22 protein-coding genes, 3 tRNA genes and 1 pseudogene are annotated in these 21,208 nt (G+C 43.4%); 15 read left to right on the top strand and 11 right to left on the bottom strand.

Translation table 11 applies throughout. The features are described 5' to 3' along the window. Positions 1 to 15: 15 nt before the first annotated feature. Positions 16 to 705 carry a ribose 5-phosphate isomerase A gene (gene rpiA / locus OEX01_00265; GenBank protein ID MDH5447427.1) on the bottom strand — a complete coding sequence of 230 codons (690 nt, stop codon included), beginning with the start codon at positions 703 to 705 and terminating at the stop codon, positions 16 to 18. A 2-nt stretch (positions 706 to 707) separates the two neighbouring features. Continuing rightward, complete coding sequence (locus OEX01_00260; GenBank protein MDH5447426.1) at positions 708 to 1,400, bottom strand: hypothetical protein; 693 nt, start codon at positions 1,398 to 1,400, stop codon at positions 708 to 710. A gap of 180 nt (positions 1,401 to 1,580) precedes the next feature. Here OEX01_00260 and OEX01_00255 point away from each other — a divergent pair, with 180 nt between their 5' ends. Beyond that, the gene (locus OEX01_00255) at positions 1,581 to 2,477 is read left to right on the top strand and encodes a radical SAM protein (protein MDH5447425.1); all 897 of its coding nucleotides are present in this window, start codon (positions 1,581 to 1,583) and stop codon (positions 2,475 to 2,477) included. 53 nt (positions 2,478 to 2,530) lie between these two features. Here the strand turns inward: OEX01_00255 and OEX01_00250 are convergent, their stop codons facing one another. Continuing rightward, positions 2,531 to 3,103, bottom strand: coding sequence for a hypothetical protein (locus OEX01_00250; GenBank protein MDH5447424.1), 573 nt, complete (start codon positions 3,101 to 3,103; stop codon positions 2,531 to 2,533). A gap of 65 nt (positions 3,104 to 3,168) precedes the next feature. Continuing rightward, a tRNA-Thr gene (locus OEX01_00245) sits at positions 3,169 to 3,242 on the bottom strand. Positions 3,243 to 3,503: 261 nt separating this feature from the next. On the opposite strand from OEX01_00245, the gene OEX01_00240 reads away from it, so the two are divergent. Further along, the gene (locus OEX01_00240; GenBank protein MDH5447423.1) at positions 3,504 to 3,641 is read left to right on the top strand and encodes a hypothetical protein; all 138 of its coding nucleotides are present in this window, start codon (positions 3,504 to 3,506) and stop codon (positions 3,639 to 3,641) included. Positions 3,642 to 3,745: 104 nt separating this feature from the next. Here the strand turns inward: OEX01_00240 and OEX01_00235 are convergent, their stop codons facing one another. Continuing rightward, positions 3,746 to 4,210 (bottom strand): hypothetical protein, encoded by a 465-nt coding sequence (locus tag OEX01_00235; protein ID MDH5447422.1) that lies wholly within the window; start codon positions 4,208 to 4,210, stop codon positions 3,746 to 3,748. A 58-nt stretch (positions 4,211 to 4,268) separates the two neighbouring features. On the opposite strand from OEX01_00235, the gene OEX01_00230 reads away from it, so the two are divergent. The 3 genes from OEX01_00230 (at position 4,269) to OEX01_00220 (ending at position 5,703) form a co-directional block, all read left to right on the top strand. Further along, positions 4,269 to 4,820, top strand: a complete 552-nt coding sequence (locus OEX01_00230) for a helix-turn-helix domain-containing protein (protein ID MDH5447421.1) — start codon at positions 4,269 to 4,271, stop codon at positions 4,818 to 4,820. 187 nt (positions 4,821 to 5,007) lie between these two features. Further along, a tRNA-Leu gene (locus tag OEX01_00225) sits at positions 5,008 to 5,092 on the top strand. A 68-nt stretch (positions 5,093 to 5,160) separates the two neighbouring features. After that, on the top strand, positions 5,161 to 5,703 hold the full coding sequence (locus OEX01_00220) for a flavodoxin family protein (protein MDH5447420.1): 543 nt from the start codon (positions 5,161 to 5,163) through the stop codon (positions 5,701 to 5,703). A 529-nt stretch (positions 5,704 to 6,232) separates the two neighbouring features. On the opposite strand, the gene OEX01_00215 is transcribed toward OEX01_00220, so the two are convergent. After that, positions 6,233 to 7,012, bottom strand: a complete 780-nt coding sequence (locus OEX01_00215) for a 3-oxoacid CoA-transferase (GenBank protein ID MDH5447419.1) — start codon at positions 7,010 to 7,012, stop codon at positions 6,233 to 6,235. A gap of 6 nt (positions 7,013 to 7,018) precedes the next feature. Next, positions 7,019 to 7,999, bottom strand: a complete 981-nt coding sequence (locus OEX01_00210; GenBank protein ID MDH5447418.1) for a CoA transferase subunit A — start codon at positions 7,997 to 7,999, stop codon at positions 7,019 to 7,021. A 343-nt stretch (positions 8,000 to 8,342) separates the two neighbouring features. Here OEX01_00210 and OEX01_00205 point away from each other — a divergent pair, with 343 nt between their 5' ends. Next, entirely contained in the window at positions 8,343 to 8,825 is a 483-nt protein-coding gene (locus tag OEX01_00205; GenBank protein ID MDH5447417.1) for a hypothetical protein, read from the top strand. Positions 8,826 to 8,884: 59 nt separating this feature from the next. On the opposite strand, the gene OEX01_00200 is transcribed toward OEX01_00205, so the two are convergent. After that, positions 8,885 to 9,715: a hypothetical protein gene (locus OEX01_00200; protein ID MDH5447416.1), complete on the bottom strand. Its 831-nt coding sequence runs from the start codon at positions 9,713 to 9,715 to the stop codon at positions 8,885 to 8,887. Between the two features lie 133 nt (positions 9,716 to 9,848). Then, on the bottom strand, positions 9,849 to 10,259 hold the full coding sequence (locus tag OEX01_00195; protein MDH5447415.1) for a hypothetical protein: 411 nt from the start codon (positions 10,257 to 10,259) through the stop codon (positions 9,849 to 9,851). 248 nt (positions 10,260 to 10,507) lie between these two features. Here OEX01_00195 and OEX01_00190 point away from each other — a divergent pair, with 248 nt between their 5' ends. The 9 genes and pseudogenes from OEX01_00190 to OEX01_00150 all read left to right on the top strand — a co-directional run bounded on the left by OEX01_00190 (position 10,508) and on the right by OEX01_00150 (position 19,941). Then, positions 10,508 to 11,506 carry a ribose 1,5-bisphosphate isomerase gene (locus tag OEX01_00190; GenBank protein ID MDH5447414.1) on the top strand — a complete coding sequence of 333 codons (999 nt, stop codon included), beginning with the start codon at positions 10,508 to 10,510 and terminating at the stop codon, positions 11,504 to 11,506. 73 nt (positions 11,507 to 11,579) lie between these two features. Further along, positions 11,580 to 12,011 carry a CBS domain-containing protein gene (locus OEX01_00185; GenBank protein ID MDH5447413.1) on the top strand — a complete coding sequence of 144 codons (432 nt, stop codon included), beginning with the start codon at positions 11,580 to 11,582 and terminating at the stop codon, positions 12,009 to 12,011. A 43-nt stretch (positions 12,012 to 12,054) separates the two neighbouring features. Further along, positions 12,055 to 13,056: pseudogene (pdhA, locus tag OEX01_00180) on the top strand (pyruvate dehydrogenase (acetyl-transferring) E1 component subunit alpha). A 9-nt stretch (positions 13,057 to 13,065) separates the two neighbouring features. Then, complete coding sequence (locus tag OEX01_00175; protein MDH5447412.1) at positions 13,066 to 14,040, top strand: alpha-ketoacid dehydrogenase subunit beta; 975 nt, start codon at positions 13,066 to 13,068, stop codon at positions 14,038 to 14,040. A gap of 15 nt (positions 14,041 to 14,055) precedes the next feature. Continuing rightward, complete coding sequence (locus OEX01_00170) at positions 14,056 to 15,207, top strand: 2-oxo acid dehydrogenase subunit E2 (protein MDH5447411.1); 1,152 nt, start codon at positions 14,056 to 14,058, stop codon at positions 15,205 to 15,207. Between the two features lie 118 nt (positions 15,208 to 15,325). Next, on the top strand, positions 15,326 to 16,354 hold the full coding sequence (locus OEX01_00165; protein ID MDH5447410.1) for a zinc-dependent dehydrogenase: 1,029 nt from the start codon (positions 15,326 to 15,328) through the stop codon (positions 16,352 to 16,354). After that, positions 16,344 to 17,387: a zinc-binding dehydrogenase gene (locus OEX01_00160; protein MDH5447409.1), complete on the top strand. Its 1,044-nt coding sequence runs from the start codon at positions 16,344 to 16,346 to the stop codon at positions 17,385 to 17,387. The genes OEX01_00165 and OEX01_00160 overlap by 11 nt, the downstream gene beginning before the upstream one ends. Positions 17,388 to 17,521: 134 nt before the next feature. Next, positions 17,522 to 18,079: a tRNA (pseudouridine(54)-N(1))-methyltransferase TrmY gene (locus tag OEX01_00155; GenBank protein ID MDH5447408.1), complete on the top strand. Its 558-nt coding sequence runs from the start codon at positions 17,522 to 17,524 to the stop codon at positions 18,077 to 18,079. Between the two features lie 101 nt (positions 18,080 to 18,180). Then, positions 18,181 to 19,941 (top strand): M14 family metallopeptidase, encoded by a 1,761-nt coding sequence (locus OEX01_00150; protein ID MDH5447407.1) that lies wholly within the window; start codon positions 18,181 to 18,183, stop codon positions 19,939 to 19,941. Positions 19,942 to 19,978: 37 nt separating this feature from the next. On the opposite strand, the gene OEX01_00145 is transcribed toward OEX01_00150, so the two are convergent. Both OEX01_00145 and OEX01_00140 read right to left on the bottom strand, forming a co-directional pair. Further along, positions 19,979 to 20,052: transfer RNA gene (locus OEX01_00145), tRNA-Thr, on the bottom strand. Between the two features lie 74 nt (positions 20,053 to 20,126). Further along, positions 20,127 to 21,071, bottom strand: a complete 945-nt coding sequence (locus OEX01_00140) for a GNAT family N-acetyltransferase (GenBank protein MDH5447406.1) — start codon at positions 21,069 to 21,071, stop codon at positions 20,127 to 20,129. Positions 21,072 to 21,208: the final 137 nt, after the last annotated feature.

Here is a 21,208-nt window from a genome sequence, read left to right as displayed (position 1 = left end):
TTTGCAGCCCAATAGCTACTTTTCTAGTTTCCGAACAGCTTCTTTCCCGCCAATGTAGACAATGCTTGCTATGTCCACGAATAATCCGGTTTCAACTATTCCTGGGATAACCTTTAGCTTTCGATTTAGCTCTTTTGGGCTGTCAATTGGTCCGAAGTGCACGTCAAGGATGAAGTTTCCGTTATCCGTGACTACAGGGCCAAGTTTCTTTTCTGCCTCACGTAATATGGGCTTGCTACCCAACATGTGTAATTTTGCTGTTACGGTGGACAAGGCGAAGGGTAAAACTTCAACTGGAACGGGTTGATTAACGCCTAACTTCTTTGTCAACTTTGTCTCATCTACTATGATAACGTTCATTTTTGACGCAGACGCCACTATTTTTTCTCGAGTTAGCGCCCCACCCATGCCTTTTATCATGTTAAGCTCTTCGTCCACTTGGTCTGCACCATCTATTGCTACGTCGAGTTGGGGATGTTCGTTCAGTGTTGTTATGGGGATGCTATGTTGCACAGCCAGTAGGAAAGCTTGATAAGATGTTGGAACGCCGTAAATCCGCAATTTCTTCTGACGTATTCTCTTGCCAAGCTCTTGAAAAGCGTAAGCAACTGTTGTCCCGCTTCCTAAGCCTACAATAAAACCCTCCTTAACGTGTTCAACTGCATTTACAGCCGCCATCTTTTTGGCGTTGTCCCGCCAATCCAAGCCTAAGTCTCGACCTCCATCTGCTCAAGCCTGTCTAAAACCTTTTCCACCTCTGCCCGAATTTTCTCTATTCTTTCTTCCGCAACTGTTTTGCGGGATTTCCGAAGCTTTCGTGAGGTTTTCTTTTTCGCCTTTCTTGCAAGCGCATTTTCAAGTGGTTCTGCTTCGATTTGTGGTATTGGGGTGGGAACGATTGTTTCCTCTGTTCCAAGTCCAACTTGTGAACGTAAAGTTTCAATTTTAGTGTTTAATTCGTCGAATCGTTCATCAAATAGCTTGATTAAATCTTCCTGCATTGCTTCCAATTCGTGAAGTGCCACAATTGACTCGTTCTCTGCTATGGCTTCTTTAACTGTCATCATTCTCGACTTGTATCTTTTAGCCAATTGTTCACGTTCTTCTTCAGTTATCTTTCCTTCTGCGTGGGCTTCGTAGAGGCGACGTATGGCATCGCTTAGAATTTCTCTTTCTAAACTAATGGTTCTCAGCTCATCCCTTGCCCCTTTTGCGTTATCCAAAGAGATACTTCGTTGGGCTCTGTAGCGCCAACTTTCCGTGGCTTCTAGCTTTGGAGAAGGCTGCAAATTTTCTTCCTCTTTCTTTTTTCTAAACCTTGTAACGTAGAGGACGATGAAGACTGCGATAGGTGTTGCGGTTAAAGGTATTATGTATAGTAATAGCTCTTCAAAGCCCAATACAGTCCCCTCATCAAGTTGCTGTCACCTCATATATAGAGCTTATTCTTTCAAAAAACTTGTCTAATTTAATGTATAAAAACCTATAGCTTTTTAATCAAAGCAGTGAAAAACTCATCGAGCACCCTCATTTTACCGTTGTAAAAAAGGCTAAATGCTGCAAGTTTCTAACAGTAAATTATGACAATAACAGGGTTGCATCTTCTTCAAACCTACAAATGCAACTTCGAATGCGACCATTGTTTCGTTTACAGCCGCCCCGACGCAGAAGGCGTAATGAAAATATCAGACATACGCCAAATTCTCAATGAAGCAAAACGTGTTGGACATATTAAGTGGATATACTTTGAGGGTGGTGAACCCTTCCTCTACTATCAAACCATGCTTTGGGGCCTGCGCGCAGCTAAAGACTTCGGTTTTAAAAGGGGAATAGTTACGAACGCTTACTGGGCCACATCTGTCGAAGATGCGAAAGAATGGCTTACCCCAATTTCTCAGATTGGCATTTCTGACTTGTCTATAAGTGATGACGCTTACCATTATGGCGAGACTGAGGAGAACCTTACCAAATACGCTTACGAAGCAGCAGAAGACCTTGGCTTACCTGTTAGCAAGATTACTATCGAAGACCCAAAAAAATACATGAAGGAAATTAAGTGGAAGGGCAAGCCCGTTGTCGAAGGTAGAGTTTTGTTTAAAGGTCGCGCGGTGGAAAAACTCGTTGAAGTACTGCCTACCAAGCCTTGGACCGAATTTGACAAATGCTTAGACGAAGACTTTTCTAACCAAAGCCGAGTCCACATCGACCCTTTTAGCTATGTTCACATCTGTCAAGGCATTACGATAGGAAATATGAAGCAAACTCCGCTGTCGGAATTATTCGCCAATTTTAATCCAGAGAAACATCCGATATGTGCGCCAATTCTAAAAGGAGGACCAGCTGAACTTGTTAGAGAATACGGTATTGAACACGAAGAAGGCTACATTGACGAATGCCACTTATGCTATTCCACTCGTTTGAGGCTAAGAAACAGATTTCCTAACATTTTAGCTCCAGATCAAATCTATGGACTCTGAAAAGAACACATCATCCTTCCTCTATCTGCCCTCTGTTTCTCGAGTGTCATCCATTATTCTAAATCCAATGTGTCCGTTTGATCCTTTTTCAACTTGTGCAGACAAATTTCACAAAAACCTTCCACCTGTAATGCGGGAACTCGTAACAGCTTGGAATACATGAGATCAATCGGCTTCACATGATGACGCAAACCTCTGTTGTGGCCTAACCCATGCGCCACCACTTTGCTTGAAAATTCATCTTTCACTTGGAAAAAAGAGACGACCCCAACTTTTTCAGCCACGTAATCGTGAACCAGATATAGTGCTTTCTTGAAATGTTTTCCATCAAAAAAATAGTACATGGCTACTATAGGGTCCGGTGTTATTCCTAACAAGAGGCTCATCAACTTATCAGAGTTTTTTATCCCCTCAATTCTCTCAACCAATTTTTCAAAAAGAAAGGCGCCAAAAGATTCGCCGCTTGTTGCTATCTGAAAATCATACTCCAAACAAAGTCCTCCAAGATATCTAACATCGTCCCATGTTTCCAACGGGAAATAGGTCCTCGCATCCTCGACAATCTTGACTATGTCTCCTTTGTTTTCAGGCTCTCCGTTAATCGTTAGAACGTTTATGGAACGCATAATTAATACTCACGAACAGAGAAATATAGAGATAATTGCGGGTCTGTACATATTTCAGAAACAGAAGCCTCGGGCGGGATTTGAACCCGCGACCACCGCCTTACCAAGGCGATGCCCTACCGGGCTAGGCCACCGAGGCACAGTTGGCTGCTGCGAAATGCTTTCACATTCCGACATATTTATTGGTTTTGAGAGAATGAAGCATAATCCTCAAACATAACAACAGCTATGCAGTTATACTTTAGTGGCGAATCGCTGAGAAATACAATGAAATCGCTTTGGTTGTTAGGTATTGAAGTTTCACATCAAACAGTTTACAACTGGATTAGGAAGTATGACACCTTAATGCAGAAATACATAGACGAATTAACTTCTCAAGTTTCTGAAACTTAGAGAGCAGATGAAATTTATGCGCGCGCGGAAAAATGAAACTGCTTTAAGCTTAACAACAGACATGCGCAGAATTCCCTACCCTACCACCTTCAAGTTTGCCTTATCATACATTCCCTTCAACATCTTAATTCCATGCGGAGTATAATCTTTCGCCAGAACTTTTTTGGAGCACGGTCTTGAAAGATGTCAATGTATCTATCTGGAACAAATGCCTTACATATTTCTTGGGAAAAGAAATCTTACATGTCTTTAGGCTTCACCACTATACCAGAGTTCCATGGGACAGACTTCAACTATGACGCTTTTAGCCTCTTTCAACTTCACGTTAAGATCTTTTAATTCTCTTCTTGCTGCTCTGCGAGAAAAAGAGCAAACAACACTATAACACAGCGAGATTAATGAAAACACGATGCTGACAATGAGTCCAAGGCCAAACCACGTAAAGCTTATGAAAATTCCTCCTTCAGGATTCCAAAACACATATTCGGGTTTCATCCCAGTAACAGGGCCTACTGAATAAACCACTGTAGCAGCTGAAACGAAATCGGCAATCGCAAATCCTATCCATAGCGAGAAAATGGCGACTACTATCACGTAGCGTTTCTCTTTATGTGCCAAGTCTATCTGGGACAAATCCAACAATTTCATAGTTTCATGCAATCTATCAACTGCTTCACGGCAATTCCGACTGACAGTAATCTTCCCTTCCGACAATCAGACACCTGCTTGAGATTTTTGGTTAGAAATCGAATCTTATGACTAGGGAGTTTTTATGATTTGCGGTAGAAACAGGATTCTCGAGGAAATATCTGACGGTTGTAGGCTTTATCTAAACGTACATGAATGTCATTGTATGAAACAAGACACAATTGTCAGGCATATTGGTGAATTAGGCATTCTCAACATTTTCCCAAACTTGATAGAGAATAGCTGGGCTTATCATCGTCTCGTAGTATTTAGACACGAAGACCTAGAGGAACTCTTGCGACGCCTTGAGAATTGGGGATGGGTTTACAAGATTTTGCGCAAAGTCCCCTTCGACGGGTTTATTGCGAGTTCTTTGACGCTTTCAGCTGACGCCCTATTTTCTGACTTGACTAAGAAACAGATAGAAGCAATGCTAACTGCGCATCGACATGGCTACTACAACTTGCCAAGGAACGCTGATGTTCAAACGATAGCTGCTAAAGAAAAAGTGCCACGCACGACGTTTCAAGAACACCTTAAAAAGGCTGAAAACAAAGTGGTGGGAGCTCTAGTTCCATATATTCAACTATTTAACCACGTGTCGCCAAAGAAAAGAAAAAGCCTCAAGGTAAAGTAAATAGCTAGGCACCCTTTTTTTAATAAAAGAGCTTGGTATGGCCTTAACCACACAACTCAAAGATCTTTTCGAGTCCTTTAATGCGCGTGCGACAGTCAAGAAAATTACTTTTCAAGATGTTTTTAAAGATTTCGAAAACAGATGTTTACGCTTATATACGGTTTCAATCTTTTGGATGAGTGTTCAAGCGGGGGTCTCCAAGCCTGGTCAAAGGAGCAAGGCTTAGGACCTTGTCGCGTAGGCGTTCGTGGGTTCAAATCCCACCCCCCGCACTTTTGATTGAAAGTGGTTACGCAACATTTTTCTTTGCGTTTCTATTTTTTAGCTTGAGGTTGTTAGTGTGAAAGTTCTTGCTATTCAGTCGAGTCCTAACTTAAATGGGTTGACGTCAAGTCTCGCCCAATCCGTTCTCAAGGGCGTAAGAGATGAGGGTGGAGAGACCGAACTTATTCACCTAAATAAGCTGAACCTTAAGCCGTGCATTGCCTGTGACAATGGATGGGGAAAGTGCGGGGATGAAGGGGGCTGTATTCTTGAAGATGACTTCCAGAATTTGACGGATAAGATAGGCAAATGTGATGCATTAGTTTTTGCTACTCCTGTGTACTGGCATGATTTAAGCGAGTTTGCTAAGATCTTTCTGGATCGTCTTCGTAGATGTGAGACTAGTGTAGGCTTTAAGACTTTTACTGGTAAGAAAGTGATTGGGATAGCTTCGGCTGGTGGAAGTGGTCGAGGTGCAGTTCGCGCTCTTTATAATCTTGAAGATTATCTTAGGAGGCTTGGGTTCGATATCTTCGATTTGGTTCCGGTAACTCGGTTCTCAAAGGATCATAAGTTTGAGATGTTGGAAAAGGCAGGTAGACGGCTGATTAGGGGATAGTAGAGAACCTAAGAGTTTAATGAAACCTAGAGGAAAACTATGAAAAAGAGGGGGTTTACGTGAGATATCTCCACTCTATGTGGGTTTAATTCCCATCCTCCGCTTCCACGCATACATCCACATAATTTTTCCCTACGCGCACATGGAAGTATGAGTAGTCTCAACGTTTCTCTTTGCGCTTTTTCCTTTTCTCTTTTCTTTCTTTCTTAGTCACTGGCTTTTTCTTAGAGCTTTTCCCCATACCCAATCAATTCACATCATATTGAGGTTATGGCAGAGCAGCATTAAACTTACGGTCAATACGCACGTTTTTCCATAGAAAAATGTGGGTTTGCAGGTGATGTCTCCACTGAGGAGAGGGTTCAAATCCCGCCCCAGACTTTTAACTTCATTTGCGCTTTTAGAAAATTTTGAGGTCATTCATATCGCGCACGCGCGAAAGTTGTTCTAAACTTGGAAAAGAAGACTAGCGAGTTCAGCATGCAACGCAAAAAGTGTGACGGAAACATAGGTAAAAGTAGAAGGAAGATTACCTTCGCCCTAACACCATCCCAGCAGGGTCAATTTCCGTTCTTAGTATTTCCAATTCTTTCTCAGTCGGCGGCTTTGTTACAGTCACATTGTCAGACACGATTAGTTTAAACTCTGTACTAGCCTTAACTTGGTCAGCTGTCACTCCAGGATGTACCGAAAGCAGAGTCATTCGCTTTGTTTTCTCATCAAATCCCATGATCCCCAGCTGAGTAATCACACGATACGGACCTGTATCGGCTGGAAGTCCAGCCTTCTCCCTAGCGCCAACGCCGCTTAAATATCCAGGGGTGGTTAGAAAGTCTACTTTCTCCACAAATTTTCGTTTGTTTTGTTGCATGAGGATGATTGTTCGCCAACAAAGAGAACCTGCATCATTTGCACCGCCACTTCCAGGCAACCGTACTTTCGGTTTTTCATGTGAGCCTATTACGGTGGTGTTAATGTTTCCGTACATGTCTATTTGAGCAGCTCCTAGAAAACTGTAGTCTACGTAGCCCAACTGGGCGGTAGACATTACGTAATCCATGCTGCTGGCCATGAGCGCCCTATAAAACGTACGTGAATCCCCTACGGATATAGGAAGCATCGGTATTTGCGGTCCCATTCCTCCAGCCTCAAAAACTATGAGCAGATTAGGCGCATGGGTTTTCTGAGCCAAAGCAGCAGCTATAATTGGAAGTCCTGTTCCAACAAGGATTGATTTTTTATCATCAAGGATTTTGGAAGCTGCACAAGCCATAAGCTCGATAGTTGAATACTCAACCTTCATTTCCATAATGTTTCAGCCTTCCTTCCAAGGTGCTTTCACAGGCACTTTAAGTTGCTCAACTTGTCTAAGATACCTAAGCTTTTGGTCTCCACCAATCAAATGTAGATACTCCTCGAAGGATTCAACTCCGTATACGTATTTTTCGAAATACTGTTTTACTCCCTCATCTGTTTTTGAAAGCTTAAGCCACTCCGCCATGTGCTCCTCATCCGAGTAGTAAAGGTATGGCATGTTGCCGGGATGAGATCCATAAGGCACCTCGACAACAGCGTCAACCAAATAGAAAGGAATCACTGTTTTCCAAGGTTCTTTTCTGATTTTCTCTTCATCTATGACTTCTTCAGTTGTTATGATTAGCCTACGTGCGGCTCTGGCAAGCTCAAAATCCTCGACAACTATGCCATCAATTTGAGAGTTTCCATACTTATCGCATCGATGTACATGTACAAAGACTACATCTGGATAGCATGCTGGGAGAAAGCATATAGGTTTTCCACTGAATGGGTCTTTCATAATCTTCGCAGAACTGTGTCTAAAGGTGTCGGTGCCCAGCATCACGCGTGTTGGAATAGATGGAAGACCCATAGCTGCCGCTTTGAAGCGCCACTGGAAGCCGGCGTTTGAAATTTCAGCTACAACTTTTACCCTTCCGTTCTCAACTGCTCTTCTAGATGCTGGCGACAAGCCTCGAAGCTCGTGTCCGAAGCAGTAGGCTACCTCCGCCTTGCTTACGCAACCTGATGCCACGAGTGTGTCAAAGTCGTGAACGCCAGTCTTCCCAGCCATTACAAGATTACGTTTCCTTTGCCTTATAATTTCATAGATAGCGGCCATAGAAACTCTAATGTGACCAAATCCACCCATAGCTATGTAATCTCCATTATGCAAAAACTTAGCAATCGCCTCTTTCAAATTCGTCTGCTTGTCTTCAAGGCTTCTGGACTTGTTTTCTAAGACCCATCTTCGATGCTCATCTGGGTCGCGCCACGCCAATAATTCTCCTTTTCCTTCGTCAAGAATACCAAATCTTTCTTCATCCTCGATTATGTTGCTCAGAGATTAAATAAAGTCGTATTTGATGTTTTCTTAAACAAGATGTGTGCCAGTCTAGAAGAGGTTTGAGCTCTCGTAAGTATATTTTAAGCAGGTTTTTGCCAACAAACCTGTGTGTGGATCTCGCCTCTACACTAATCACTATGTGTTTTGGGGAAAGTAAGAAAAGCAACAACACCCAATTGTATCTTGAAGAAGCATGACACGACGTGGACGACCGCGAAAATATAGGTGGTTTGCCTTCAAAGATTTAGAAAACAAATTTTCACCTGAAACTCAATACTTGAAGTGGGCTAGCGCAAATAACACTGCTCTCCAAACTATCGCCGCAACTGGCTGTCCAAACTGCCATAGCGAAAATTTTGAGCTTCGCCACGACAAGAAATACAAGATTATCCGTTTCCACTGCATTGAATGCCGCCACGAAACCTCTTATAGAATCAAGACGCCAAAACCTGGCAGCTTCGAAACTGTTCCCGTCTTTGAGGGCGGTGTTCAAATTGGCGAAAAGATTGTGGATTTTTATCATCCAGCAACAAGACGGCAGAGAAGTGACGCTCTCGTGTTAAGGTTTTCTCGCGGCGTTGAAAGTGGCAGAATCAGTTTGGGCGGCGAATGGTACGTCGATGGAGTAGTTGGGGGTGTATATGACCAAAAACGATATTATGCTAACTTTGGAGAGGTGATGTTGGTGTGTAGTTGGAACAGGATGCAGGCGGAACATAAAAAACGCTTGCGTGAGCTTGAAGGAGAAAGCATCGTCTGATTTTCTGTAATATTATTGAGGAGAGCATATTTTTTGCAGCTATAATTATAGTCATGTTTCTATTTAATGCAACCAGAGTTTTTCAAAGCATCTAAAACTAAAAACGTTTCAGTCTCTTGTTCTTTTCTACCCCAACTTCCATCTTTATTCTGTCTCCTAACAACTAAAGGAAACGCCTTTTCAAACTGTTTCTTTGCTAAAGCATGGTGCGCTCTGGATAAAGCATGAAACGTGTGGTAGAAAGGAAAACCTTTCCACGCTCCTCTCTTGGTCTGTCGCTTCGCCAAATATTTCACTCCACTCTCAACCTTGTTGGATTCTTTGCTCAACGGATGTTCAATTAATATGCGTAACACGTTGATTGTGCACCATGAACCACACCAGTCTGGCCTCCAAAACTTAAGATAAGATTTTACAGTTGTTTGAACTTTCCTGTTGTTATCAAAACCGAAAATATGGAACAAATGAACTGCATAGGTTGTTTGGTAAAAAACTGTGCAGCCTGGGCCAAACTCTCCATAAGATGTCGAACGCATCACGCTCGCGTCTTTTCTGTTGTTTGAGAGAAAAAAACCTGGATAGCCTCTATACTGGTGTCTCTGAATTGACAGAAGCCACTCTAGCCCCTTCCTAACGCTTTTATCTTTTGCATCGTAGCCTAGGAGAGCAAGCTTCCAAAGACTGTTAGCAGTGGTGACAAATAGCTGGGTCCAGCTTCCATCTGTTGACTGACTGGCAACCGTTTTCTTATACAAGTTTTTCTTCAAGTCTACGTCAGCTTTAGTTTCTTTTTTGAATGTGTCTCTTCTAAGGTAAACGCCGATTGGTGATTCTAGATGTGCAACATAATTAAGCGGGTTGACTTTCAACTCGTTTAATACGTTTTCCATGAAAGATCACATTTTGAAAATAGCTTCGACTTTATTATAATGTTTTCTAGATTCGAAAGTGGCAATAGCTGTTCTATTGTTATCTAGTGAATGGCTTAAAATAAAAAGAAAGAAAAATTGGGGAAATGGTGTGCTATTTTTCTTTCGCCATAGCTAGGACGGCTTTAACTGCGATTATGACAGCGGCTGGAGCTGCGAACGCTGCGATATAGCTGGTGATTGCTGCGGCGATATAATAGACCACTTGTAGTGCCTCAATTTTTAGCAGTGGATCCCAGACTCCTCCAGCACCAGCGACCATCAGAGCAATTGTTGCTATAAGGAACGGAGTGACCTCTTTAGTGGTAATGCTTGTGAGTCCGATAATGATTCCTAGGATTAACATGATTAGAATGACATAGCCATTGGTGTTTTCAACATCAGGGTCGCTAAAGCCCCCTGTTTCATGTGCAGCAAAGGCCATGTAGCCGATTGCTAGTCCCGCTACGATTGCTATGACAAGGAAGATGATGTACGCCCATTTTGCTATCTCTTCCATTTCCATTTTAAACCCACAAAAGTCTAGTTATCATTACTAACACATTATAAATCTTACGCATGAAATTAATATGTACAACCGCGTTTTTGGGGTTTTTCGGCGAAAAAACTTCATTGCGCCGTTTTTCCAACTTTTGTCTTGAAGAGACATGGCGCTAATTAGCAAATATAACGTTAAATCCGCCAAGAGATGCCAACGGACAACGTAGTAAAGCTTTTTTCTAAAGCTTATCAAGATAGTTTGAGAAGAAAGCGATGACGAAAGTTAACGAGAAAGTCAAAGAAATTGCCCAGGACATAAAAAGAATGAAAATACGTGGCGCAGGGAAAATCGCTAGATCTGCTGCTGAAGCGCTTCTTATAACTGCTCAGCAGTCGAAGGCTAGGAAATCTTCAACTTTGGTTAAGGAGCTTGAGACCTCAGCGAAGCTTCTTCTAAGCACTCGGCCGACAGCCGTGTCATTGCCAAACAGCATACGCTACATAATGTTTAGAGTTAGAGAAGCTCAAAAAAGAAACGTGAAATTGGAAGACTTGCGATCTCTTGTTGTTAAAACTGCGACAGAATTTATTCAAAACTCTGAAAATGCCGTAAAACATATTGGTGAAATTGGTGCTAGGCGAATAGAAGATGGCGATTTTATCATGACCCATTGCAATAGCGCTGCAGTCACAGCTGTGCTTAAAACGGCTTTTAATCAGGGTAAGCGCTTCAAAGTGTTTGTATGTGAAACGAGACCGCGCTTTCAGGGCAGAATAACCGCTAAGGCATTAAGCAATGTTGGAATACCTACTTCATTAATTGTTGATGGAGCTACCCGCTTTTTTATGGCAAAGATGGATAAGGCGATTGTTGGAGCCGACGCCGTAGCTGCTAATGGCGCTGTTGTAAATAAAATAGGAACTTCGATGGTGGCTTTGGCTGCACACGAGTCAAGAGTTCTATTCTTCGTAGCTGCAGAAACCTACAAGTTCAGCCCAGAGACCATGTTAGGGCAGCTTGTGAAAATAGAAGAACGTGGTTCTTCAGAAATCCTATCGGAAAAAGCACTAAAGAGAATACCGAATGTCACGGTGCGGAATCCTTCATTTGACATAACTCCTCCAGAGTACATAGACCTTATAGTTACAGAAAGGGGAATTATACCGCCTCAAGCAGCCATCATGATAATACAAGATGAGTTTGGCTCCATAACGGCAGAAGAATTGATGGAGTATCAAATATACCACTTGGCGGACGAAGACGAACCTTAACTAATCTGTGTAAAAACACTTAAGAAACATACGCGAAGTTATTGTTGAATGGGGTGTTTGGAGAGGAATATGAATGGCAGGAATAGTTCTTGTCAGAGACGTTATGTCAAAAGACGTAAAAGTAATTAGACCTGACACACTTGTCAAAGAAGTCGTTGCTACGATGAACAAGTTCGACATAGGCTCTATTGTAGTGGTGCAGAGTAACCGCCCGGTAGGCATTATAACTGAACGTGACATTCTTCGAAGAATAGTGGAGCCGTGTTTAGCGCCAGAAGCTTTGCGTGCGAGAGAAGTTATGACAAGCCCTGTGATAACCATTCGCGATACTGCCAGCGTCGATGAAGGGGCGAAGATTATGGCGAGGAAAAGAATTAAGAGGCTTCTTGTTATGAACAACGACAAACTTGTTGGAATACTCACATTCACCGACATAGTAACGCAGGTTCCTAACATGCTGAGAATACTGGAGGAACTTGTAAGACCCCAACACCGTTCATACTAGCCGCACTAACCGTTTCCCTTTCTTTAGAGTTTTTATATGTGAGATGGCAGTCTTTCTAAAGAAACAGAGTATAGGAGAACATCTGGCTTTGGACAAAGACAAAATGATTGAAATGTACCGAAAAATGTTGGAAATCAGGCTTTTTGAAGAAAAAGTCTTCGAGTTGTACGGTCAGAACCTTGTACCTGGCACTATCCACCTGTATGCAGGAGAGGAGGCAGTAGCCGTAGGCGTATGTGCAAACCTGCGAAAAAATGATTACATCGTAAGCACCCACCGAGGACACGGACATTGCATAGCGAAAGGCGCAAGATTAGACAAGACGATGGCTGAAATTTTAGGCAAGAAAACAGGATATTGCAAGGGGAAAGGTGGTTCTATGCACATAGCAGACTTCAGTGTAGGCATGTTAGGCGCAACTGCAGTGGTAGGCGGAGGAATCCCAATCGCCACAGGCGCAGGGCTTTCCATAAAGCTAAGAGGCACAGACCAAGTAACAGCTTGTTTCTTCGGCGATGGGGCTTCAAACCAGGGAACATTTCACGAAGGTGTCAACTTGGCAGCGGTTTGGAAGCTTCCAGTTCTATTCGTATGCGAAAACAACCTCTATGCCATGGGAACCCGTCAAACTCAGGTCATGCTCATAAAAGACATCGCGAAAAGAGCTGCTGCATATGGGATTCCCGGAGTCTCGGTAGATGGAAACGACGTATTAGCTGTTTACGAAGCAGCACAAGAGGCAGTCAAACGAGCAAGAAGCGGCGATGGCCCCACGCTGATAGAATGCAAAACATACAGACACAAGGGGCATTCCCGCTTTGACCCAGCAACCTACAGACCAAAAGAGGAAGTTGAAGAGTGGCTTGGGAAAGACCCAGTTCGTAGACTTGAGAAGCGGCTTCTGGAAAACGGAGAAATCTCAGATACAGAGGCAATGCAGATAGAAAAGGAAGTGTCTGATGCTGTGGAGGCCGCCGTCGAGTTTGCCATGGATAGCTCCTATCCCACTCCTGAGAGGCTCTGGAAGATGTTTATGCGCAGGGAGGGTGAGAAGATGCGAGAAATAACTTTTAGAGATGCGCTTCGCGAGGCACTGTTGGAAGAGATGCGACGAGACAAAAACGTGTTTCTCTTGGGTGAAGATATAGGGCGCTACTGGGAGGGCGCTTTCAAGGTGACTAAAGGGTTGGCTAAAGAGTTCGGTGACGAACGTGTCAGAGATACTCCAATCAGTGAATCTGCCATCGTAGGGGCTGCAGTTGGTGCTGCAATAACTGGCATGCGGCCTGTTGCAGAAATTATGTTCGGCGACTTAACAACTCTTGCCATGGATCAGATAGCTAACCAAGCAGCCAAAATTCGCTACATGTTTGGTGGACAAGCAAAAGTGCCTCTAGTCGTCAGAACTCCTTTCGGTGGAGGCGTTAACATTGCAGCCCACCATTCTCAAAGTCTTGAGGCGTGGTTTATGCATGTACCTGGACTATTTGTTGCAGTTCCTTCAACGCCTTATGATGCGAAAGGACTGTTGAAAGCAGCAATAAGAAGCGACAATCCCGTAGTGTTTTGCGAGCATAAGCTTCTCTATCCAATTGAAGGCTTGATACCCGAAGAAGACTACACGATTCCGTTCCGTGCTGCTGACGTCAAAAAGGAAGGTAAAGACGTAACAATAGTTGCCACTATGTTCATGGTTCACAAAGCCTTGGAGGCGGCGAAAACACTTGAAAAAGATGGCCTAAGTGTTGAAGTCGTTGACCCGCGGACGCTTGTTCCCCTAGACAAAGAAGCCATAATCAACTCGGTGAAGAAAACAGGACGCTTAGTCATCGTAAGCGAAGACTGCAAAACAGCCGGAGTGACTGCGGAAATTGCCGCTGTGGTTGCTGAGGAAGCCATAGACTATCTTGACGCTCCGATAAAACGAGTTGCTGAACCAGACACTCCGATTCCCTTCAGTCCACCGCTAGAAAAATATGTTATACCTGACGAAAGACGCATAATAGAAGCGGTGAAAGAAATCGTTTAGAAGGAGTGAACTATTTTGGTCACAAAAATCCTCATGCCCCGACTCAGCCTAACAATGAAAACTGGTAGCGTAATCCAATGGTTTAAGAAAGAAGGCGAAACAGTTGAAAAAGGCGAACCCGTTGTAGAAGTGCTTTCCGAAAAAGTCACATACGACGTTGAGGCATCTACGGCAGGGGTTCTTCGAAAAATCTTAGCTGAGGAGGGTGTGGACATGCCTGTGGGCGCCACACTTGCTTTGATAGCTGCACCCGACGAGGAGTTGCCCGAAGTTGAAGTTGCAATTGCAGCTGAGGCTCCTCCTACTAAACTTGTCGAAAAGGCTGCGGTAAGGAAAGAAACAGAGACAACTGTAGTCAGAGAACGTGTTTTGGCTTCACCCGCAGCAAAAAGACTGGCGAAAGAACGCAACATCGATTTGACGCAAGTACAAGGCACTGGTCCTGAAGGAAGAATTGCAGAAGAAGATGTCAAACGTTTCATAGAAGAAAAAACCGAGCTGACACCACGGGTAAGAGAGGTAATTCCTTTAACGGGTATTAGGAGAACAACTGCAGAACGTGTTGCTTCCAGTTTTCAGACAGCACCCCACAGCTTCATCATAATGGATGTTGACATGACGGAAGCCGTAAAACTGCAAGAAAAAACCCAGTCTTCCTACACAGCAATATTGGTCTATGCGGTGGCGAAGGCTTTGCGTGAGCATCCAACGGTAAACTCCACGTTAATAGATGGGAAAATCCAAGTTTATGAAGACATTAACATAGGCGTAGCTGTTTCCACCGACAAGGGTCTTGTTGTTCCTATTATAGGTAATGCAGATAAAAAACAGCTTGCAAAAACATCTTCAGAATTAGAGGAATTAGCTGAGAAAGCACGACGGGGTAAGCTGTCAAAGGAACAATTAACTGGTGGAACTTTTACGGTGACAAACCTTGGAATGTATGGTGTGAAAACGTTCTTGCCAATAATCAATCCTCCTGAGGCCGCCATACTTGCAGCGGGATGTACGGTGGAGAAACCAGTTGCCGCAGGTAAAGAAATTGTAGTCAAGCCTGTGATGACGCTTACGCTTGCGTATGACCACAGAATAATAGACGGCGCACCCGCATCCATATTCTTGAGAAAAATAAAAGAAATAATTGAAGCGAGAATTACAACTGAATAAGACACATCCAAAAACGAGATTGGTTATTCCATTTTCTGTGTTTATGTTCACGTAGCAGCCTATCTCTTGGAAAAATCTTAAGTGCGTCACAGTCTTTCTCAAATCCCAGTGATCATCTATGAAGGCCGTCGTGTACTACAGCCTCGACAACATGCTAATCGAAGACATGCCTATACCCAAAATTGGTGCGCAAGAAATCTTAGTGGAGATGAAGGCTTGTGGGGTATGCGGCTCCGATCTAATGGAGTGGTACTTAAAAACGCGTGTACCTCTAGTGCTTGGACATGAACCATCGGGCGTAGTTGCTAAAGTTGGCAGCAAAGTAGAGGGCTTTGAGGTGGGTGACAGAGTTTTCGCCCACCATCATATTGCCTGTTTAACCTGCCACTACTGCCGACGCGGAGCCTACACCTTGTGCGAACAGTTCACAAAAACTCATCTGGAACCAGGTGGCTTCGCGGAGTACTTTAAAGTTCCAGCGCCAAACCTTCGAACCGACACCTTAAAAATTCCCCATGAACTTTCCTTCGAAGAAGCAGCCCTCGTAGAACCAGTTGGATGTTGCATTCGAGCCTTAAACAAATGTAATATCCAAGCATCAGACTCGGCTGTAGTTGTTGGCGCTGGGCCCTCAGGGATTATTCACACGATGCTCTTACGAATTTTGGGTGCAAGCCAAGTTATAGTTACTGATTTTATTGATTATAGGCTGAAAGCAGCTAAACGTTTAGGTGCAGATTTGACGGTTAACCCGGAGACAGAAAGCCTTATTGATGTGGTTAAGAAAGCAACTGACGGACGGGGCGCAGACGTTGTTATTGTCACTGCACCCAACGTTAATGCTTATCTTGCTGGAATGGAACTTTGTTCCAAAGGTGGAACTTTATGTGTTTTTGCACCTACTCAATCAGAAGATTTTATGCGACTAAGCCCGAATAAACTGTTCTTCTCTGAAATCAAACTAATACCCTCTTATTCAACATCGCACATAGAAACTAGAACTGCTCTCAAGCTCATTCAGACAAAAAGAATTGATGCAAAAACCCTGATAACGCATAGGTTTCCGTTAAGTAGAACCGTGGAGGCGTTCCAAACAGCGGCGAGAAGCAAGGAATGTATAAAAGTGGTGGTGTTGAATGAGCGGTGAAAAAATGAGAGCCGCAATGCTTTACGGGGTAAAGGACCTTCGAGTAGGATATGTCGAAAAGCCGCAGATAGGCTCTGGAGAGGTCTTAGTCAAGATTAAAGCCGCAACAACCTGCGGTACAGATTTGAAGATTTTTCAGAGAGGATACGTAGAGAAAATAATCAAGTTGCCAACAATTTTTGGGCATGAGTGGGCAGGCGATGTTGTTGAGATTGGTGAAGGCGTAACGTGGCCTAAGAAAGGCATGCGGATTCGAGCGGGAAATAGTGCTCCCTGTCTGCGGTGTAAGATGTGTCAAAAAGGAAAATACAACTTGTGTGAGGACATGCTTTGGCTGTGGGGCGCCTACGCCGAGTACATTCGCGTTCCAGCCCGCACAGTTCGGGTCAACACGCAAGAAATTCCATCTCACGTTACTTATGAAGAAGCCGCGATAACTGAACCTCTCGCTTGTGTTCTCCATGGAGCTGAGGAAGCAGGCATAAAACTTGGTGACACTGTAGCAATAATTGGTGCGGGGCCCGTCGGTCTTCTCCATTTACTTGTTGCCAAGAAACTTGGTGCAGGAAGAATAATTATAATTGATTTAGTTGATGAAAGACTTGAGTTTGCTCGAAAACTTGGGGCAGACGAAACAATAAACGCTCGAATGGAAAATGCTGTGGAGCAAGTCAAGAAACTAACAAGCGGTTATGGGGCGGATGTAGTAATTGAAGCCATAGGCTTGCTAGCTACTTGGGAACAAGCGTTGAAAATGGTGTATAAAGGTGGCACAGTGCTTGAATTTGGTGGTTGTCCGCTTGGAACCAAAATCGAGGTGGGTACTGAGCTGTTGCATTATGGTGAAGTTAGGGTGATGGGGGCTTTTCATGCGACTCCTACGCATTTTAGGAAGGCGTTGAATCTTATTGCGTCTGGGGTGTTAAATGTGAAGCCTTTTGTTACTGGGCGAATGCCGTTGAGAAAAATTCGAGAGGCATTTAAACTTCTGGGTTGTTCCAAGACTGAGATAAAATTGGCCATACAACCGTAGAACTTCAAAGAAAAGGGAAAGTAGGCTTTTTATTATATGTTCCAGATAGGCGTCTGATAGATGCAAGGTATAATTGGCGTTTAGTGGAGGAGGGAAAGTTAGAAATCTTTCTTGTTGATCATTAGTGGGGTGTTATGAGAGAGTTTATTTTGTATTCTCGCCGGGGCAGAACCGATGGCAAATTCGGGAGTTTGAGGGCGGGGGGTAGGTTGGATGTTGTTTATCAGTGTTTGTTGTTTGGTTTGTTTGTTTCTGGTGCGTTGAGGCGTGATGTTGTTTTTCATGTGGTTTTGGGTGGGCCGCCTAGGCCTCCGTTGTGTTTGACTGTGGATGGGAGGGGTCTGTGGGATGTAAGGACGGATGAGCGGACGTGGGAGGAGATTTTTAGGAAGGTTTTGTCTGATGGTTCGCATCCCGGGATTAGTGTTGAGAAGGAGAGTTTGCAGGAGCTTGTGAAGAAGCGTGTTGACAGGAATGTGTTTGTTCTTGAGGAGAAGGGTGAAGACGTTTGGAAGATGAAGTTTGGAGAGGATCCAGTGTTTGTTTTGGGTGATCAGGTGGGGTTGCCGAAGAAAGATGAAAGATACGTTTTGCGTTTTAGTAGAAAAATTTCTTTGGGTAAGCGACCGTATCTTTCAGCAACCTGTGTTGACGTTATTAACTATCTAGCTGATTTACAAAACATTCTCTAGCTATCAAACACTTCATCAACATGATAACAAGCACCAATTTCGATGAATATTCTCGCTAAAACTTATTTCTACGATATAGCTGAGTATTGTAAGGAAAGGAATTGTCTAAAAGAATAGTTTCTAGAATAATATTGGCACTGTTGCTAATCTCCGTTTTAACGTTGAAGTTCAATACACAATCAACTAAATTTAGACCTATGAATTGGGCTGATGATGCTGTCCTACACATTATTGACAAAAATAATCAGGATAACTATCCTACTTCTTTGCCTCCAATAGATTGGGTTCACTACCACAACTATACGGAGATAGTTACAATATTACTAGCGTTGAACGAAACTTATCCAAATATTGTTGATGTTTTTTCTATTGGCAAAAGTTGGTGGAACCGTGACATCTATTGTGTGCGGCTGACAAACGAAACAGACCAAAAGTCAAAATCGGAAGTTCTTTTCGTAGGTTACCATCATGCTCGTGAGCTTATAAGTGCCGAGCTTCTCTTATATTTTGTTGTTCATGCCGCCACGAATTATGGTTCGAACACTACCATAACGGAACTAATCAACACATGTGAAATCTACGTAGTTGTGGCACTCAATGTTGATGGCTTCGACCTATTCGAAGCCAATGATTGGCAAAGGAAAAATGCTAGACCTACAGATGAAGATAATGATGGCTTATTTGATGAGGATCCACCTGACGATGAAGACGGGGACGGTTACATAGAGGAGTTCTGGCAACATTTTCCAACTGGATATGAAGGCGTAGATGATGATGGCGATGGCTTTTTAAACGAAGACTTTGTAGGAGGCGTTGACCTAAACAGAAACTATGGCTATCAATGGAACGCAACCGTTCAAAGCGGTAGCACCGACCCATCTGCAGAAGACTACCGTGGACTAGCACCATTCTCAGAACCAGAAACACAAGCCATAAGGGACTTCACCCTGCAACACAATTTCAGATACGCTGTAAGTTTCCATTCTGGTGCCGAATGCATTATTTATCCATGGAGCTATTCAACAGTTTTTCCGCCAGACCATGAAACGTTCAATGAAACTGCAAGTCAAATTTCGAGTCTTGTGGGATGTTGGTATGGGCAGTCAGGAGCATGGTATACGACTTCTGGTGTTTGGGATGACTGGATGTACGGCAACAGAAGCATAATGGCTTTCACGTGTGAAATCTATACAAACGACAGTGCATGGCAATACGAACCTGGACCATACCCAAACTCGTGGTGGGTAAAAGGTGTCTCCGAATTCTTCAACCCTGACCCTGATAACATCGAAGCCATAATCCAACGTTGGCTACCAGTCTTCACTTATATTACAGACAAAGCAATAAACGCAACCTACGACATAGCTATAACTAGCATAAAACCCGTAAGAACCATAATTGGACAAGGATTCTCCACAAGCATAAACGTATCAGTCGAAAATCAAGGCAATTTTGCAGAAACTTTCAACGTAACACTCTACGCCAACACAACACTCATCGACACGCTTACAAATATCACCTTAACAAGCGGAAACTCCACAACTATTACCTTAACGTGGGATACAACAGGTTGGGCTAAGGGCAACTACAACGTAAGCGCGTATGCCACTCCAGTGTCAAACGAAGCAGAAACTTCGGATAGCTTGCTCGTATACGGCTGGGTTTTTGTGAGTATTTCTGGCGATGTTGATGGCGACCGAGACGTGGACATATATGACGTGGTAAAAATCACTGGTATCTATCGGTCTCAAGCAGGAGATCCGAACTACAAGCCAAACTCCGACATTGACGGCGATGGTATAATCGATATATACGACGTGGTAAGATGCACATCACATTATGGACAAAGCTGGCAACCATGACTTCTCCTTCTCCTTTCTATTATTCTCTAAAAGTTGAAGCCTCGGGCGGGCTTTGATCCCGCGACCGACGGTTTACGAAACCGTTGCTCTACCAGGCTGAGCCACCGAGGCGCACTGCTAAATGACTGAGCAAAACAGCATTTTAAACATTCGCAAACTCAGCAAGAAAAAAGGAGATTGCGGGATCATTCAAGGTTTCTTTCGTAGGTAAAGTCCTTCTTAACCACTTTGAAGCCAACCTTCTCATACAATTTCATTGCCTTCGTCACATTCCAATCATCCACACCCAACATCGCCGTAGTCATACCTTTAGCTTTCAACGTTTCCATGCCTTGCAACATCAACCTCGTACCAATCCCCCTTATTCTATTAGGCTTCAACACACCGATATCCATAATCCAACCGCTCTTCACATTCTTCTCCACATTATACTTCTCATCAATCCCCACACCAATATAACCCACATGTTCCTCGTCAAAAATGGTAAAAAACCATACTTGCTCCTTAAACCACGGATCCTTCCGCAACCAATAAACCATCTCCTCAAAAGTGCCAGGTCTAAAGTTAAAATGCTCCTTGAAACATTCGTTGCTAAGCCAAGTAAGCACCTTCAAATCCTCATCTAAATCCTTTCGAAGCGGCTTCAACACCACTTCCTTGTTCTCCCCAATATCTGAAGGGATCTTGTCCAAGTCCCTTTTCATCAAACTAAACTTCCGAACCAACTTAAAACCCAAGTTTTCCCAAAGGCGGATCCTATCTTCCCTAGTATCAACAGCCCAACCTTGAACAATTTCCATCCCGCGACTCTTCAACTCCTTCAGAGCAATATTCACAAGCTTTTCCTCTACTCCCTTACCTCGAAACTCGGGAATAATCCCAAAAGACCTTATGAAACCTTTCCTTTCTTCTCTTTTTTTGTCAACATGAGCATGAATAATTCCAACAGGCTTTCCATCTAGTTCTGCAATGAATCTTCCTTTAGAATCAAAATCAGGCGCTTTTTCAAAAATCCTAAACTCATCCACTGCAATCTGCCTGTCATCCTCATATTCTTTGAACGCAGCATTCCGTACCCTAACCCAGTCTTCTTCATCTCTTCCCTGAACAAACTGGCGAATTTTCAGCAAATTATTTTCCTCCAAATTTCCTACAGCAAAACATCATCCACAAATTTAACCATTTCCCCTTCCCGTAAACGTGGCTGATATTTGCTAATATTTAAGCCAAACCACAACAATTCTTTACCAAGAGAAGGTGTTACTGA

It is taken from the genome of Candidatus Bathyarchaeota archaeon (assembly GCA_029882535.1).
Taxonomy (GTDB): Archaea; Thermoproteota; Bathyarchaeia; order Bathyarchaeales; family SOJC01; genus JAOUKM01.
Note: the sequence above shows the minus strand (reverse complement) of the source record. Positions and strands in the feature narration are given on the sequence as shown.